Source organism: Streptomyces sp. NPDC107517 (assembly GCF_055582645.1).
Genome location: NZ_JBVJPM010000008.1, coordinates 78,834 through 94,719 on the forward strand (window position 1 = coordinate 78,834; position 15,886 = coordinate 94,719).

12 protein-coding genes are annotated in these 15,886 nt (G+C 72.1%); 2 read left to right on the forward strand and 10 right to left on the reverse strand.

Annotated features, from left to right (window positions below):
- Window positions 1-90: 90 nt before the first annotated feature.
- From ACZ67T_RS19990 to ACZ67T_RS20010, 5 genes are all read right to left on the reverse strand, one after another.
- Window positions 91-477, reverse strand: coding sequence for a hypothetical protein (locus ACZ67T_RS19990; RefSeq protein WP_469985636.1), 387 nt, complete (start codon window positions 475-477; stop codon window positions 91-93).
- Between the two features lie 69 nt (window positions 478-546).
- The gene (locus ACZ67T_RS19995) at window positions 547-2,487 is read right to left on the reverse strand and encodes an acyl-CoA dehydrogenase family protein (protein WP_469985638.1); all 1,941 of its coding nucleotides are present in this window, start codon (window positions 2,485-2,487) and stop codon (window positions 547-549) included.
- Between the two features lie 256 nt (window positions 2,488-2,743).
- The gene (locus ACZ67T_RS20000; RefSeq protein WP_100595112.1) at window positions 2,744-4,189 is read right to left on the reverse strand and encodes an aldehyde dehydrogenase family protein; all 1,446 of its coding nucleotides are present in this window, start codon (window positions 4,187-4,189) and stop codon (window positions 2,744-2,746) included.
- A 170-nt stretch (window positions 4,190-4,359) separates the two neighbouring features.
- Window positions 4,360-6,057 carry a PucR family transcriptional regulator gene (locus ACZ67T_RS20005; protein ID WP_469985640.1) on the reverse strand — a complete coding sequence of 566 codons (1,698 nt, stop codon included), beginning with the start codon at window positions 6,055-6,057 and terminating at the stop codon, window positions 4,360-4,362.
- Window positions 6,058-6,196: 139 nt separating this feature from the next.
- Complete coding sequence (locus tag ACZ67T_RS20010) at window positions 6,197-8,413, reverse strand: type IV secretory system conjugative DNA transfer family protein (protein ID WP_469985641.1); 2,217 nt, start codon at window positions 8,411-8,413, stop codon at window positions 6,197-6,199.
- Window positions 8,414-8,642: 229 nt separating this feature from the next.
- Here ACZ67T_RS20010 and gabT point away from each other — a divergent pair, with 229 nt between their 5' ends.
- Window positions 8,643-9,977 (forward strand): 4-aminobutyrate--2-oxoglutarate transaminase, encoded by a 1,335-nt coding sequence (gene gabT, locus ACZ67T_RS20015; RefSeq protein WP_326773881.1) that lies wholly within the window; start codon window positions 8,643-8,645, stop codon window positions 9,975-9,977.
- Between the two features lie 271 nt (window positions 9,978-10,248).
- Window positions 10,249-10,929, forward strand: a complete 681-nt coding sequence (locus ACZ67T_RS20020; RefSeq protein ID WP_469985643.1) for a phosphatase PAP2 family protein — start codon at window positions 10,249-10,251, stop codon at window positions 10,927-10,929.
- Between the two features lie 18 nt (window positions 10,930-10,947).
- Here the strand turns inward: ACZ67T_RS20020 and ACZ67T_RS20025 are convergent, their stop codons facing one another.
- From ACZ67T_RS20025 to ACZ67T_RS20045, 5 genes are all read right to left on the reverse strand, one after another.
- Entirely contained in the window at window positions 10,948-11,415 is a 468-nt protein-coding gene (locus ACZ67T_RS20025; RefSeq protein ID WP_469985645.1) for a hypothetical protein, read from the reverse strand.
- 116 nt (window positions 11,416-11,531) lie between these two features.
- A complete protein-coding gene (locus tag ACZ67T_RS20030; protein ID WP_469985646.1) occupies window positions 11,532-12,959 on the reverse strand; it encodes an NAD(P)/FAD-dependent oxidoreductase in 1,428 nt (475 codons plus the stop codon).
- Between the two features lie 13 nt (window positions 12,960-12,972).
- On the reverse strand, window positions 12,973-13,770 hold the full coding sequence (locus ACZ67T_RS20035) for an ABC transporter permease (protein WP_469985648.1): 798 nt from the start codon (window positions 13,768-13,770) through the stop codon (window positions 12,973-12,975).
- Window positions 13,770-14,714 carry an ABC transporter permease gene (locus ACZ67T_RS20040; RefSeq protein WP_469985650.1) on the reverse strand — a complete coding sequence of 315 codons (945 nt, stop codon included), beginning with the start codon at window positions 14,712-14,714 and terminating at the stop codon, window positions 13,770-13,772. The genes ACZ67T_RS20035 and ACZ67T_RS20040 overlap by 1 nt, the downstream gene beginning before the upstream one ends.
- Window positions 14,711-15,865 carry an ABC transporter ATP-binding protein gene (locus tag ACZ67T_RS20045; RefSeq protein WP_469985652.1) on the reverse strand — a complete coding sequence of 385 codons (1,155 nt, stop codon included), beginning with the start codon at window positions 15,863-15,865 and terminating at the stop codon, window positions 14,711-14,713. Before ACZ67T_RS20045 ends, ACZ67T_RS20040 begins: the two co-directional genes overlap by 4 nt.
- Between the last annotated feature and the right edge of the window lie 21 nt (window positions 15,866-15,886).

Consider the following 15,886-nt stretch of genomic DNA (forward strand, 5'->3'; position numbering starts at 1 on the left):
ATGCGGTCGAATCCGGTACCCGGCACAGGAGCCTCCCCCCTGTACCCAATGTCCGCCTCGTCGCCCTTTGAGGCAAGGAGGCGGGACCGTTCACTGCCCGGTCATCGACCGGACGTAGTGACTGAGGTTGGCGCTGAGGACGCCGCGCACGTAGAGGATCGCGCCGGCCAGCCCGATGGGGAGCGAGAGCGCGAGGACGGCGAAGATCACCGGCCAGGGCTCCAGGACGCAGGTGTTGGAGATGCCGTCGTCGTAGCTCTGGCGGATCTCCTCGAAGAGGAGCGGGTCGTCGCAGCCGGCGCCGTGCTCGCCGCCGGAGGCGAGGAGGAAGCCCGGCGGCAGCAGGAGCCGGGCCAGCACGTACAGCCACAGCAGCGCGGCGAGGACGAGCAGCCGGAAGCCGCGGGTGCGCGTCTTCAGCGCGTGGTCGCGGAACCGTCGTTCCAGGTCGTTGCGGTACGTGCGCTCGTCGCGCATGGCTGCCATCTCCCCCGGGGCCCGTGAGACTTGCGGTGAGCAAGATACCCGCGGGCCCCGGGGTGCGGTTCAGCGGATGGGGCGGCGGACGTTCTCCCGCTTCGAGGGGCCGGGGGTCGCGTCCGCGATCCACGCGCCGTCGCCGCTGGGGTCGATGACGCCCTCCTCCAGCCAGGTGTAGGAACCGCCGAGGACGCCCTTGGTGACCTTGCGGTCCAGCTCGTCGGTGTTGTGCCACAGGCGCCCGAAGAGTTCGTCGACGCGGACGCGGGACTGGCTGCAGAACGCGTCGGCGAGCTGGTAGGCCTCGCGGCCGTGTTCGCCGGCGCCGCGCAGGTGCTCGGCCCGTACGCAGGCCGCGCTCATCGCGAAGAGTTCGGCGCCGATGTCGACGATCCGGCCGAGGAAGCCCTGCTTGGTCTCCATCTTTCCCTGCCAGCGGGACATGGCGTAGAAGGTGGAGCGGGCCAGCTTGCGGGCCGAGCGCTCCGCGTAGCGCAGATGGCCGGAGAGGTCGGCGTGGCCCGCGGGGTGGAACTCGCTGTAGGAGTTGGGGAGTTGGCCGGGTCCGGCGACGAGCTTCGGCAGCCAGCGCGCGTAGAAGCCGCCAGCCCTCGCGCCCGCCTTCGCCTTGTCGGACAGGGACTTGTCGGGGTCGATCAGGTCCCCGGCGACGGACAGGTGCGCGTCCACGGCCTCGCGGGCGATGAGGAGGTGCATGATCTCCGTCGAGCCCTCGAAGATGCGGTTGATGCGCAGATCGCGCAGGAGCTGCTCGGCGGGGACGGCGCGTTCGCCGCGGGCGGCGAGGGACTCGGCGGTCTCGAAGCCGCGGCCGCCGCGGATCTGGACCAGCTCGTCCGCCATCAGACAGCCCATCTCGGAGCCGAAGAGCTTGGCGAGGGCGGCCTCGATGCGGATGTCGTTGCGGTCCTCGTCGGCCATCTGCGAGGACAGGTCGACGACGGCTTCGAGCGCGAAGGTCGTCGCCGCGATGAACGAGATCTTCTGGCCGACCGCCTCGTGGAACGCGACCGGCTTGCCCCACTGCTCGCGGGCGCCCGACCACTCCCGGGCGATCTTCAGGCACCACTTGCCCGCGCCCACACACATCGCGGGCAGCGAGAGCCGGCCCGTGTTGAGGGTGGTGAGGGCGATCTTGAGACCGGCGCCCTCGGGGCCGATGCGGTTCGCCGCCGGGACCCTGACCTGGTGGAAGCGGGTCACGCCGTTCTCCAGGCCGCGCAGGCCCATGAAGGCGTTGCGGTTCTCGACCGTGATCCCTTCGGAGCCGGCCTCCACGACGAAGGCCGTGATGCCGCCCTTGCGCCCCTCCGCCTTCGGCACCCGTGCCATGACGACGAGCAGATCGGCGACGACGCCGTTCGTCGTCCACAGCTTCACGCCGTCGAGGATGTACGAGTCCCCGTCGGGCACCGCGGTCGTGGCGAGGCGCGCCGGGTCCGAGCCGACGTCGGGTTCGGTCAGCAGGAACGCGGTGATGTCGGTGCTGGCGCAGCGCGGCAGGAAGGTGTCCTTCTGCTCCTGCGTCCCGAAGATCTTCAGCGGCTGCGGCACACCGATGGACTGGTGGGCCGACAGGAGGGCGCCGATCGCGGGGTTCACGGAGCCGACCAGGGCGAGGGCCTTGTTGTAGTAGACCTGTGTGAGGCCGAGGCCGCCGTACTTGGTGTCGATCTTCATACCGAGGGCGCCGAGCTCCTTGAGCCCGTTGATCACCTCGTCGGGGATCTGCGCCTCGCGCTCGATGCGGGCCGGGTCGATGCGCGTCTCGCAGAAGTCGCGCAGCTTGGCGAGGAACTCCTCGCCGCGCCGGACGTCCTCGCCCGCCGGCTGGGGATGCGGGTGGATCAGGTCCAGCCTGAAGCGCCCGAGGAAGAGCTCCTTGGCGAAGCTCGGCTTGCGCCAGCCCTGTTCGCGCGCGGCCTCGGCGACCTGCCGGGCCTCGCGTTCCGATACGGATGGCTGCTGGGAAGTTGGGGCCGCCATGGGGGCTCACCTCGCCGCGAGTAGGGGCCGTTCGGTATCCACTACCGACGGGTGCTACTCGGTCGTATGTACCCGAAAACCGGCAACCCGACCACCCCTCGCGCACCGATCGGGTCTCCCGTACCGGCATTCGGGGGACAAGGGTCCGCCGGGCCTGCCGTCAAATGGAACGCGGACGGCCGGAGCCCCCGCACAGTGGGCTCCGGCCGTCCATGGCCGGCGTACGGATCAGGCGTACGCCGGAGTCTTGCCTGTCCTAGAGGGCGAGGCCCGTCAGGACGAGGACGCGCTCGTACGTGTAGTCGTCCATCGCGTAGCGCACGCCCTCGCGGCCCACGCCGGACTGCTTGGCGCCGCCGTACGGCATCTGGTCCGCGCGGTAGGACGGGACGTCGCCGATGACCACGCCGCCGACCTCGAGGGCGCGGTGGGCCCGGAAGGCGGTCTGCAGGTCGTGCGTGAACACGCCGGCCTGGAGGCCGTACTTGGAGTCGTTGACCGCGGCGAAGGCCTCGGCCTCGCCGTCGACCTTCTTGACCGTGAGGACCGGTCCGAAGACCTCCTCGCAGGAGATCGTCACGTCGGCCGGCACGTCGGCGAGGACGGTCGGGGCGTACGTGGCGCCCTCGCGCTTGCCGCCCGCGAGCAGCGAGGCGCCCGCGGCGACGGCCTCGTCGACCCAGGACTCCACGCGCTTGGCGGCGTCCTCGCTGACCAGCGGGCCGACGTCGGTGGCGTCGTCCGCGGGGTCACCGGTGACCTGCGCCTCGACGGCCGCGACGATCTTCGGCAGGAGCCGCTCGTACAGGGAGGCGTCGGCGATGACGCGCTGCACGGAGATGCAGGACTGGCCGCCCTGGTAGTTGGAGAAGGTGGCGATACGGGTCGCCGCCCAGTCCAGGTCCTCGTCGGAGGCCCAGTCACCGAGGACGACGGCCGCGCCGTTGCCGCCGAGCTCCAGCGTGCAGTGCTTGCGCGGCACGCTGTCCATGATCGCGTAGCCGACGGGGCCCGATCCGGTGAAGGAGATGACCGGCAGGCGCTCGTCCTGGACCAGGGCGGGCATGCGGTCGTTCGGGACCGTCAGGACGGACCAGGAGCCGGCCGGGAGGTCGGTCTCGGCGAGCAGCTCGCCGAGGATCAGCGAGGAGATCGGCGTGGCCGGGGCCGGCTTCAGAATGATCGGGGCGCCGACGGCGATGGCCGGTGCGACCTTGTGGGCGCTGAGGTTCAGCGGGAAGTTGAACGGCGCGATGCCGAGGACCACGCCGTGCGGAATGCGGCGGGTCAGGGCGAGCCGGCCGGTGCCGCCCGCGTCGGTGTCGAGGCGCTGGGCCTCGCCGCCGTTGAAGCGGCGGGCCTCCTCGGCGGAGAAGCGGAAGACGGAGACGGCACGGCCGACCTCGCCGCGCGCCCACTTGATGGGCTTGCCGTTCTCGGCGGAGATCAGCTGGGCGATCTCCTCGGTGCGCTCGGTCAGCCGGTCGGCCACGTGGTTGAGGGCCTTGGCCCGTACGTGGGCGGGGGTGGCGGCGAACTCGTCGCGGACGGCGTACGCGGCGGCGACGGCCTCCTCGACCTGCGCGTCCGTGGGCACGCTGACCTTGCCGACCAGCCGACCGTCGTAGGAGTTGGTGACGTCGAAGGTGGCGTCACCGGTGGCCTCGCGGCCCGCGAGCCAGAAGGCGTGAGTGGCGGTCATAGTCGGTCCCGGCCCTTCCGCAGTGGGTGTGTACTGGGGTCTTTCCGGACCAACGGTAGGCGGGCGGGGGCGGAGCCGTGTTTGTCCGACGTGTCGGAGTCCGCGAGTGCGGCGCGCCGCTTTGGCAGAGGCGGGCGCCGGTTCGCTCCTGAAGGGCGGGCCGGGCGGGCCTATTCGCCGCCCGCGCCCGTCGCCTTGAGGGCCAGCCACAGCTCCATGCGGACGTCCGGATCGTCCAGCGAGCGGCCGAGGATCTCCTCGACGCGCCGCATCCGGTAACGCAGGGTGTGCCGGTGCACACCGAGGTCGGCGGCGGCCGCGTCCCACTGGCCGTGCCGCGAGAGCCAGGCGCGCAGCGACGCCACGAGGTCGCCGCGGCCGGTCGCGTCGTGGTCCTTGAGGGCCCGCAGGAGACCGTCGGCGAAGGCGCGTACGGCGTCGTCGGCGAGCAGCGGCACGACGGAGCCCGCCGCGACCTCCTCGTGCTCGACGAGGGCGCGCCCGCGCCGCCGGGCGACGGAGAGTGCCTGTTCGGCCTGCTTGTAGGCGGTCGCGGCGGCGATCGGTCCGGCCGGTGCGGACAGGCCCACCACGAGTTCGTCGTCCTCGCCCGCGCCGCCCTGCTCGCGCTGCGTCAGGCGGGCGCTCTCCAGGACTTCGGCGTACTGGGTGCAGGCGCCCGTCGCCGCGCCGCCGTCGGCGGCGAGCAGCACGAGCCGGTCCCCGTCGGGCACCACGAGGACGGCCTCGCCGGAGCGGGCCGCGGCGGCCTCCACGACGTCGGCGAGCCCGGTGAGCGGGTCGCCCGGGGCGGCGACGGCCGCCGCCCCCGTGCCGGGCGCGGGCCGCTCCGGCTTGTCGAGGGCCACGCGCGCGTGGCCCTCGGCGTGCGCGCGGCCCGCCGACGCGGACGCGACCTCGGCGACGATCATCCGGAACGGCGCGTCGAGCAGCCCTCCGTACAGGTCACCGGCGACGGTCCTGGCGTGCTCGGGCTCCCCCGCGAGGAGCATCCGCAGGACCGCCGCGCCGATGCGCTGCTCGGCCGCGTGCAGCGAACGGGAGCGCTCGGTGGTGAGGGTGAGCAGCGCGATGGCGGAGTGCAGCGCGTAACGCTCGGCGGTACCGAGGGCCGCGGCGGTGCCCACGGCGAGAGCGGCGCGGGGCCTGCGTCCGGTGCCGAGGGAGTGCAGCTCCACGCGGTCCTCGTCGCCGCCGCCCGGCTGCTCGCTGCCGCCGACCACGGCGCTGGCCGGGGCGGGCCGCTCACGCAGCCGCTCGACGTCGCCGACCAGCCGGGCCGCCCGGCGCCCGGCCCACTCCGGCGCGGCCGCGACCACGGCGCCCGAGGCGTCGTACAGCGCGGCCCAGCCGTCGACCTGGCCGGCGAGCGCGCCGAGCAGCCCCTCGGGCCCGCCGCTCAGCGCCTGCTTGGTCAGCTCGCGCTGGGCGGCGAATCCGGCGGTGACGGCGCGGTACTGGTCGGCGGCGATGGCGGCGGAGACGGCCTTGCTGATGGCGATGAAGGGGGTGCGGCGCGGCACTTCGAGGAGCGGGAACTCCTCCTCGCGCGCCGCGTCGACGAGGGCCTGCGGGACGGCGTCGTAGTTGACGCCGACGGCGAAGCCGAGCCCGACGACCCCGGCGCCCGCGAGCCGCTTCACATAGCGGCGCATCGTCTGCGGGTCCTCCGCGTCCAGCTTGAGCGCGGTGCACAGCAGCAGCTCGCCGCCCTCCATGTACGGCACGGGGTCGGCGAGCTCACTGACGTGGGCCCAGCGCACGGCGGTGTCCAGCCGTTCCTCCCCGGCGCGCACGGTCAGCTTGAGCGCGGAGTGATGGACGAGGGAGGCGAGCGTGGGCGGCATGAGGCCTTCAGGTGTGCGACAGGTGGTGCTCGGGTGAGGGGTGGATCCTGTGGATCTTTTGGCCGCTACGTATGAACGACCAGTGTCGATTCTGCCTCACCGTACGTACGTCTGCGGCCTCCCCGCACACCGGGCCGCCTCAGTCGCGCAGGTCCACCAGGAGCGGGGGCGCGTGCTCGCCCCGCACCGTCGTCAGGGACAGGACGGCGTGGCCGGGCGGCACGGCGTGCGCCAGTTCGGAGGCTGACCAGCGCTCGCGCTCGACCTGGCGGACGGTGACGGCCCGTGCGGTCGGGGCGTTGCCCGTGATGACGCGGCGCAGCATGTGGACGGTCTTGCCGAGGGGGGTCTCCGCGATGATCTGCCGGTCGGTGACGTCCCGGGTCTCGGTCCACTCCTTGCCCCACACCTCGGCGAAGTCCTGGCCGTCCCACGGGGTGAGGCCGGACAGCGCCATGCGGCAGCCGACGGCGCCGAGGAGCGGTCCGCGCAGGGGCCGCGGCACGTCGTCGAGGGTGCGCAGGGTCAGGACGGCGCCCGCGTTCGCGGACCGCAGCCGCTGGATGCCGCGCACGGCCTGCGGGGTCACGGCACCGGTCGCGTCGTCCAGGACCAGGCAGGCGAAGAGCGAGCGGTCGTCGCGGACGGACGCGCTGGCGACGAACTGGGCGAGCACGAGGCGCGCGAGGATCCGCGACGCGTCGGCGTGCCCGCGTTCGGGCAGGTCGATGCGGACGCGTACGGGGTGGTCGAGGGCGCGCAGGGAGAACGGCCTGCCCCGGCCCGTCGTGTCGAAGAACGAGGCGAACGCGGGCCGGTCGAGGAGTGCCACCCGGTCGGCGAGCACCGCGCCCACGTCCCCCGGGTGCCCCAGCTGCCGCTCGCGGGCGTCGAGTTCGCGGATCATCGCCTCGTGACCCGCGTCGGTGAGCGCCTGCCGCAGCGCGGCGAGCGGCTCCGGGGCGCCGTCGAGGAGGCGGCGCAGCTCGGGCACGGAGGGGAAGCGGCCGTGGACGGCGTGGTACGGCCCGATGAGCTGGGCGATGACGGTGGTGGAGCGGCGGCTGTCGCCGCCGGGGTGCGGGTCGGCGAGGTCCCCGACGAGGGCCTCGGCGAGCACCGCCGCGGCCTCGTCCGGGTCGCTCGTGCCGCCGTACAGGTCCAGGTCGTGGACGGACTCGGGGTGGCCGATGCGGATGACGACGTCGTAGCCGTCGGCGGCGCCGAGGCCGGACCCCGCGGGGCCGACGACCACGACGGCGGCGCGGCCGGCCAGGGCGCCCAGGCACAGGGACTCGGCGAGCGGCCAGACGACGCTGCCGGTCTTGCCGGCGCCCGCGGGGCCGACGGCGAGCAGCGAGGTGCCGAGCAGATCGGGCCCGAACGCGAGGCCCGTGCCGCGGTAGGCGTAGGGGTTGCGCGGGTCGTCGGCGGTCGTGCCGATCCTGACCTGGGCGGTGGCGAGGTCGTGGCGGGCGCTGCGGGCGGGCAGGTCGCGCGCGCCGGAGGGGTGCAGGCAGGCGGCGGCGCCGTCCTTCACGACGGCCGCGCTGAACGAGGCGAGGGGGTGGCTGCCACGGCGCACGCCCTGCCAGGCGCGGGCGATCCGGGCCTGGTCCACGTCGCGCATCAGTCCGGCGCGGGCGTCGGCGGCGAGCCGGTCGGCGGCGTCGGCGGCGCCCGCGGCCCGGAGCTGGGGCCAGCGTGCCGGGTCCTCCTCGGGCGCGGGCGGGCGTTCCTGGGCGACGGGGACGGCCTTGCGCCACGCCGGCAGGCCGTAGCGGCGCCAGACCTCACCCCAGCGGCCGAGCCGGCCGACGGCGATCATGATGCCGACGGCGAACACGGCGTAGTACAGGTAGACCACGACGACCGAGCCGACGGAGTGCGGCTGGGCCCAGGAGTCGGGGACCATCGCGTACAGCGGGAGCAGCCACCAGCCGCCGAGGTAGCCGTTCCAGAGCAGCGACCAGACGAGCCACCCCACGAGGAACGCGATCACCGCTCCGCTGAGGAGCTGCCGGGCCGGGGTCACTTCGGGCTCCTGCGCGGGCCGGGGCCGGTGCGCGAACCGCCAGATGCCCGGTTCGGCGGCGGGCCGCGGGGCTCTCAGCCACCCGAGGAAGGCGGCCCCGACAGCCCCGTCGGACGCTCCGGCGGCGCCGGGGGCGTGCGTGGGGCGGGGCGGCGGGGCGCTGGGGCGGGCGGGCGAACCGATGCCCGCTCCCCCGCCGGTTCCCCCATTGGCCGACACCGCCGATGGCGTCGGCGGCCCCGCGGGGCGCGGCACCGGTGTGGCGTGTGTGCCACGAGCGTCGTGCGTGCCGCCAGCGCCCTGCGTGCCGTCGGTGTCCATTGCCCTTGCCCCCTGACCTGCCGGTCTGTGTGTCCGCGGGTCAATCTAGTGCCCCCGCCTGGGGAGTTCACCGGTTACGCGCCCGGACCTGGCGCGATCCCGGCGGCACCGTCCTATGTCCACGACGGACAACGCAATCCGCGAACCGCGCCCGGATGGAGCATGCCCCACCCCGCCCTTCGCCCCTAACCTGCGAAGAAAGCACCCGAAACACCCCCAGGAGCCCCGCATGAGCGCAGTCCCGCAGGAGCGCCGCGTCGTCACCGCCATCCCCGGTCCGAAGTCGCAGGAGCTGCAGGCCCGACGTACCGCCGTGGTCGCGGCCGGCGTGGGCTCCACGCTGCCGGTCTTCACCGCCCGCGCGGGCGGCGGCATCATCGAGGACGTCGACGGCAACCGCCTGATCGACTTCGGTTCCGGCATCGCCGTGACCTCGGTCGGCGCCTCCGCCGAGGCCGTCGTGCGCCGCGCCTCCGCCCAGCTGCAGGACTTCACCCACACCTGTTTCATGGTCACGCCGTACGAGGGCTACGTCGCCGTCGCCGAGGCGCTGGCCGAGCTGACGCCGGGTGACCACGCCAAGAAGTCCGCGCTGTTCAACTCGGGCGCCGAGGCCGTCGAGAACGCCGTCAAGATCGCCCGTGCGTACACCAAGCGCCAGGCCGTCGTCGTCTTCGACCACGGCTACCACGGCCGTACGAACCTGACGATGGCGCTGACCAGCAAGAACATGCCGTACAAGAACGGCTTCGGCCCGTTCGCGCCCGAGGTCTACCGCGTGCCGGTGGCTTACGGCTACCGCTGGCTGACCGGCGCGGAGAACGCGGGCGCCGAGGCCTCCGCCCAGGCGATCGACCAGATCACCAAGCAGATCGGCGCCGACAACGTCGCCGCGATCATCATCGAGCCGGTCCTCGGCGAAGGCGGCTTCATCGAGCCGGCGAAGGGCTTCCTGCCCGCGATCCGCCAGTTCGCCGCGGACAACGGCATCGTCTTCGTCGCGGACGAGATCCAGTCCGGCTTCTGCCGCACCGGCCAGTGGTTCGCGTGCGAGGACGAGGGCATCGTCCCCGACCTCATCACGACCGCCAAGGGCATCGCGGGCGGTCTGCCGCTCGCCGCCGTGACGGGCCGCGCCGAGATCATGGACGCCGCGCACGCGGGCGGCCTCGGCGGCACCTACGGCGGCAACCCGGTGGCCTGCGCCGGTGCGCTCGGCGCCATCGAGACCATGAAGGAGCTCGACCTTAACGCCAAGGCGAAGAACATCGAGGCCATCATGAAGGCCCGCCTCGCCACCATGGCCGAGAAGTTCGACATCATCGGCGACATCCGTGGCCGCGGCGCGATGATCGCCATCGAGCTCGTCAAGGACAAGGCCACCAAGGAGCCGCACCCGGCCGCCGCCGCCGCGCTCGCCAAGGCCTGCCACGCCGAGGGTCTGCTGGTCCTCACCTGTGGCACCTACGGCAACGTGCTGCGCTTCCTTCCCCCGCTCGTCATCGGTGACGACCTGCTCAACGAGGGCCTGGACATCATCGAGACCGCGTTCGCGGGCGTCTGAGCCGCACCGGCGACTTCGGACAAGGGTCAGGGCGTGTGAAGAACGTGTGCGAGGCCGATGTCGGGTTGCTGTTCCCGCTGTCGGACACCCACGCCCTGCCGTACGGTTTCTGCAGATGAGAGAAACACCCCGCCCACAGGGGACTGTGGGCGAAACCGGGACGGAGCCTCCCCAGCCCCGCCCTGGTCGTGCCCTCGCGCACACACCCGGAGCTTCCGGCTCCGGAACTCCTCACCGATCGGATGGCCGCCCGCCCCAAACCCCCCGGGGCGTGCGGCAAACCGATCAGATCGGCCGCCCCGGAACTACCCCCCCTGTTCCGGGGCGGCCGATCGTTTTCCGCTGGGCCGCCGTTCTGAGCGCCCTGCTCTTCCTCTTCCTCACCTGGCAGATCGCCGTCGGCGGTGCGCTGCGCCGCGCGGACGAACGCCTCGGTGACGCGATCGGATCCAGCCGCCTGCCGAACCGGGCCGCCGAACTCCTCGCCGACCTCGGCGGCATCGCCGTCGCGCTCCCGGTCCTCGCCGCAGTCCTCGGCTACACCGCCTGGCGCGCCCGTCGCGACGGCGTGCCCCGCTGGTGGAAGCCCCCTGTCACCGCCGCGCTGACGATGGCCGCCGTCCCGCTCCTGGTCGTCCCGATCAAGGAGACCGTCGCCCGGACGGGCCCGGCCGTGATGGGCCCCGGCACCGGCTTCTACCCGTCGGGCCACGCCACGACGGCGGCGGTCGCGTACGGCGCCTGCCTGCTCCTTCTGCTGCCGTACGTGCGTGGCGCCTACGCACGCCGCGAACTCGTCATCGGCTACACGGCCTTGAACGCGGCGGTCGGCCTCGGTCTGGTGCGGCGCGGCTACCACTGGCCGCTGGACGTCGCCGGCGGCTGGTGCCTCTCGGTGGTCCTGCTGTACGTCATGTGCGCGGTGTGGGCGGGCCGGGCGCCCCGCGGCTGACCCGGCCGGCCCGTCGGGCTAGTCGTGCGAGTCGTCCCGCGCGAGCTGCGCCGCCGCCTCGTGCATCGCCAGTTCCAGGACCGTCGGGTCGGTGAGGGTGCCCGAGCCGTCGGGCGGGATCAGCCAGCGGACCCCGCCGACGGCGCGGCCGGGAAGGGGATGCGGCACGACGATCCAGGTGCCGCGACCCGCGCCGCGCACCCCCGTGCCGAGCCAGCGGGCGGCCGTGCCGGAGGGCACGAAGAAGCCCATGCGGGCGTCACCGAAGTCGGCGAGCACCGGGCCCGGCCGGTCGATGACACGGGTCAGCACGTCGAGCGTCGGATACCCGAGGCCGCCGGGCAGTATCAGTACGTCCCAGAGCCTGCCCGCGGGAAGGAGCGCGACCCCGAGGGGGTTGCGCTCCCATTCCCCGCGGCAGGCATCCGGATCAGGTGCCACGGACGCCAGCCACTCGACCGCCGACTTCGCCCCCGAGCCAGTCATGGCGGGACCTCCTCTTCCTGGTACGCAGCTGCCGAAAGCTGTGCGTGTCACCAGGGAGAGGAGGCCGGGGCGCGAGCATTACGCGGGTTCGGCCCACGAGTTGTCGCGGAGTCGGGTCAGCTGTCGAAGCCGAGGCCCACCTTGTCCATCGCCTTCAGCCACAGGTTGCGCCGGCCGCCGTTGTCGTCGGCGCGCGCCAGGGACCACTTGGTGAGCGCGATCCCGGTGTAGGCGAACGGCTCGGGCGGGAAGGGCAGCGGCTTCGTACGGACCATCTCCAGCTCCGTACGCTCCGTGCGCTCACCGGAGAGCAGGTCGAGCATCACGTCCGCGCCGAAGCGGGTCGCGCCCACGCCGAGGCCGGTGTACCCGGCGGCGTACGCGACGCGGCCCTTGTGGGCCGTGCCGAAGAACGCCGAGAAGCGTGAGCAGGTGTCGATGGCCCCGCCCCACGCGTGACTGAAGCGCACCCCCTCCAGCTGCGGGAAGCAGGTGAAGAACTGGCCGGCGAGCTTCGCGTACGTCTCGGGCCTGTGGTCGTGCTCGGCGCGCACCCGGCCGCCGTAGGGATAGATCGCGTCGTAGCCGCCCCACAGGATCCGGTTGTCCGCGGAGAGCCGGAAGTAATGGAACTGGTTGGCCGAGTCGCCGAGGCCCTGGCGGTTCTTCCAGCCGATGGAGGCGAGCTGGTCGTCGGTCAGGGGCTCGGTCATCAGCGCGTAGTCGTAGACCGGGACGGTGTACGAGCGCACGCGCTTGACCAGGGACGGGAAGACGTTCGTGCCGAGCGCGACGTGCTGGGCGAAGACGCGCCCGTAAGGGGTGCGGACCGCGGTCCCGGCGCCGGACGAGGAGAGTTCGAGCGCCGGGGTGTGCTCGTACAAGCGCACACCGAGGTCGAGGCAGGCCTGCTTGAGGCCCCAGGCGAGCTTGGCGGGGTGCAGCATCGCGACACCGCGCCGGTCGTACAGGGCGCCGAGGAAGGTCGGCGAGTCGACCTGTTCGCGGGTCGCGTCGGCGTCGAGCAGCTCGGTGCCGCCGGCGAGGCCCGCCTCGGTCAACTCCTGGTGGAATTCCTGGAGTTCGGTGACCTGATACGGCTCGGTGGCCACGTCCAGTTCGCCGGTGCGCTCGAAGTCGCAGTCGATGGAGTAGCGGGCGACCGCCTCCTCGATCGCGTCGAGGTTGCGGTTGCCGAGCTCCTCCAGCCTCGCGATCTCGCCGGGCCAGCGGGCCAGCCCGTTCGCGACGCCGTGTGTCAGGGAGGCGGCGCAGAATCCTCCGTTGCGGCCGGACGCCGCCCAGCCCACCTCCTGCCCTTCGAGCAGGACCACATCGCGCCCGGGGTCGCGCTCCTTGGCGAGGAGCGCGGTCCACAGGCCGCTGTAGCCGCCGCCGACGACGAGCAGGTCGCAGCGTTCGTCGCCGGTGAGCGCCGGCCGGGCCTCGGGCCTGCCGGGGTCGTCCAGCCAGTAGGACAGCGGCTTGGCGTCCGCCAGTGACTTGATCCAGTCGGTACCACGGTTCATGGCACGTGCGGCCATGATTTCAACTCCCTCAAACTGCCTTGTTCTTACGCTTGCCGATCAGCATCGCGGCAAGGACCAGCAGCACGGCGACGATGAACATCGCCGTACCGATGACATTGATCTGAACGGGCGTACCGCGCTGCGCCGATCCCCAGACGAACATGGGGAAGGTCACGGTCGAGCCCGCGTTGAAGTTGGTGATGATGAAGTCGTCGAAGGAGAGCGCGAAGGCGAGCAGCGCGCCCGCGGCGATGCCCGGCGCGGCGATCGGCAGGGTGACCCGCACGAAGGTCTGGACGGGACCGGCGTAGAGGTCCTGGGCGGCCTGTTCGAGGCGCGGGTCCATCGACATGACGCGCGCCTTGACGGCCGTCACGACGAAGCTGAGGCAGAACATGATGTGGGCGATCAGGATCGTCCAGAAGCCGAGCTGCGCGCCCATGTTGAGGAAGAGCGTGAGCAGCGAGGCGGCCATGACGACCTCGGGCATCGCCATCGGCAGGAAGATCAGCGAGTTCACGGCGCCGCGGGCCCGGAAGCGGTAGCGCACCAGGGCGAAGGCGATCATCGTGCCGAGGACGGTGGCGCCGATCGTCGCCCACAGCGCGATCTGAAGGCTCAGGGACAGCGAGCCGCACATGTCGGCGACGCCGCACGGGTTCGTCCACGCGTCGAGCGAGAACGCCTGCCACTCGTAGTTGAAGCGTCCCTTCGGCTTGTTGAAGGAGAACACCGTCACGATGACGTTGGGCAGGAGCAGATAGCCGAGGGTGACCAGACCCGCGATGACGACGAGATTGCGGCGCAGCCAGCGTACGAAGGGCATCAGACCAAGTCCTCCGTTCCGGACCGGCGGATATAGACGGTGACCATGATCAGGATCGCGGCCATCAGGATGAAGGAGAGCGCCGCCGCCGTCGGGTAGTCCAGGATCCGCAGGAACTGCGTCTGGATGACGTTGCCGACCATGCGGGTGTCGGTGGAGCCGAGCAGGTCCGCGTTGACGTAGTCACCGGCGGCGGGGATGAAGGTGAGCAGCGTTCCCGAGACGACACCCGGCATGGAGAGCGGGAACGTCACCTTGCGGAAGGTGGTGGCGGGCGAGGCGTACAGGTCGCCCGCCGCCTCGTGCAGCCGGCCGTCGATGCGCTCCAGCGAGGTGTAGAGCGGCAGGATCATGAACGGCAGGAAGTTGTACGTGAGTCCGCAGATCACGGCGAGCGGCGTCGCGAGGACGCGGTCGCCGTCCGTCATGCCGATCCAGCTCGTGACGTCCAGGACGTGCAGGGCGTTCAGCGTGCTGACGACCGGGCCGCTGTCGGACAGGATCGTCTTCCAGGCCAGCGTGCGGATCAGGAAGCTGGTGAAGAACGGCGCGATGACGAGGATGAGGACGACATTGCGCCAGCGTCCCGCTCGGAAGGCGATGAGGTAGGCGAGCGGGTAGCCGAGCGCCAGGCACAGGATCGTGGCGGCGCCCGCGTAGAGCACCGAGCGCAGGAACTGCGGCCAGTAGTCGGCGAGCGCGTCCCAGTAGGTCGCGAAGTGCCAGGTGACCTTGAAGCCGTCCTCCAGGGAACCCGTCTGGATCGACGTGGACGCCTGGTAGATCATCGGCAGGGCGAAGAAGACGACCAGCCACAGGAGGCCGGGCAGCAGCAGCCAGTACGGGACGAGACGGCCGCGCTTGCGCGGCGGGCGCGCGGTCTTGCCGGCCGGCGCCGCGGGGTTGTCCGCCGGCGCCGCGGGGGTGTCGGTGACGGTCGTCATGCGGCGGCGTCCTCCTCGACCTTCGCGGCGCCGGCCTCGATGTCCTGGGCGGCGTCGAGGCCGAACGTGTGCGCGGGGTTCCAGTGCAGGACGACCTCGGTGCCGGGGGTGAGCCGGGTGTCGCGCTCGATGTTCTGGGCGTAGACCTCGAAGGCGTCGCACAGCGGGCTGTCGACGACGTACTGCGTGGAGACGCCGATGAAGCTGCTGTCGGCGACGCGGCCGGTGATGCGGTTGCGGCCGTCGGGTATGGAGCCCGCGTCATCGGCGTGGGTGAGGGAGATCTTCTCGGGGCGCACCCCGACGAGGACCTTCCCGCCCGTGGTGGTGGCGGCCGTACACCGGGCGGCGGGCAGTACGAGCTTGCCGTCGCCGGCCTTCAGGGTGAGGTCCTCACCGCTGCGGCCGGCGACCTCGGCCTCGATGAAGTTGGACGTGCCGAGGAAGTTGGCGACGAACGTGGACCCCGGGTTCTCGTACAGGTCCGCCGGGGCGCCCAGCTGTTCGACACGGCCCGCGTTCATCACGGCGACCGTGTCGGCCATGGTCATGGCCTCCTCCTGGTCGTGCGTGACGTGGATGAACGTGATGCCCACCTCGGTCTGGATGCGCTTGAGTTCGAGCTGCATCTGGCGGCGCAGCTTGAGGTCGAGGGCGCCGAGCGGCTCGTCGAGGAGCAGCACCTTGGGGTGGTTGATCAGGGCGCGCGCCACGGCGACGCGCTGCTGCTGGCCGCCGGAGAGCTGGTGCGGCTTCTTGCGGGCCTGCTCGCCGAGCTGGACCAGGTCGAGCATCTCCCCGACCTGCTTCTTCACGGACTTGATGCCGCGACGGCGCAGGCCGAAGGCGACGTTCTCGAAGATGTCGAGGTGCGGGAAGAGCGCGTACGACTGGAAGACGGTGTTCACCGGGCGCTTGTAGGGGGGCAGCGCGGTGACGTCCTGGTCGCCGAGCATGACCGTGCCGGAGCTGGGCTCCTCCAGCCCGGCGATCATCCGCAGGGTCGTGGTCTTGCCGCAGCCCGAGGCGCCGAGGAGCGCGAAGAAGGAGCCCTGCGGCACGGTCAGGTCGAGCGGCTTGACGGCGGTGAAGGAGCCGTAGGTCTTGCTGATCCCGGCAAGGCGGACGTCGCCGCCGTTTTCTGTCGTCATGGTGCAGTCCAGGGAGTCGTG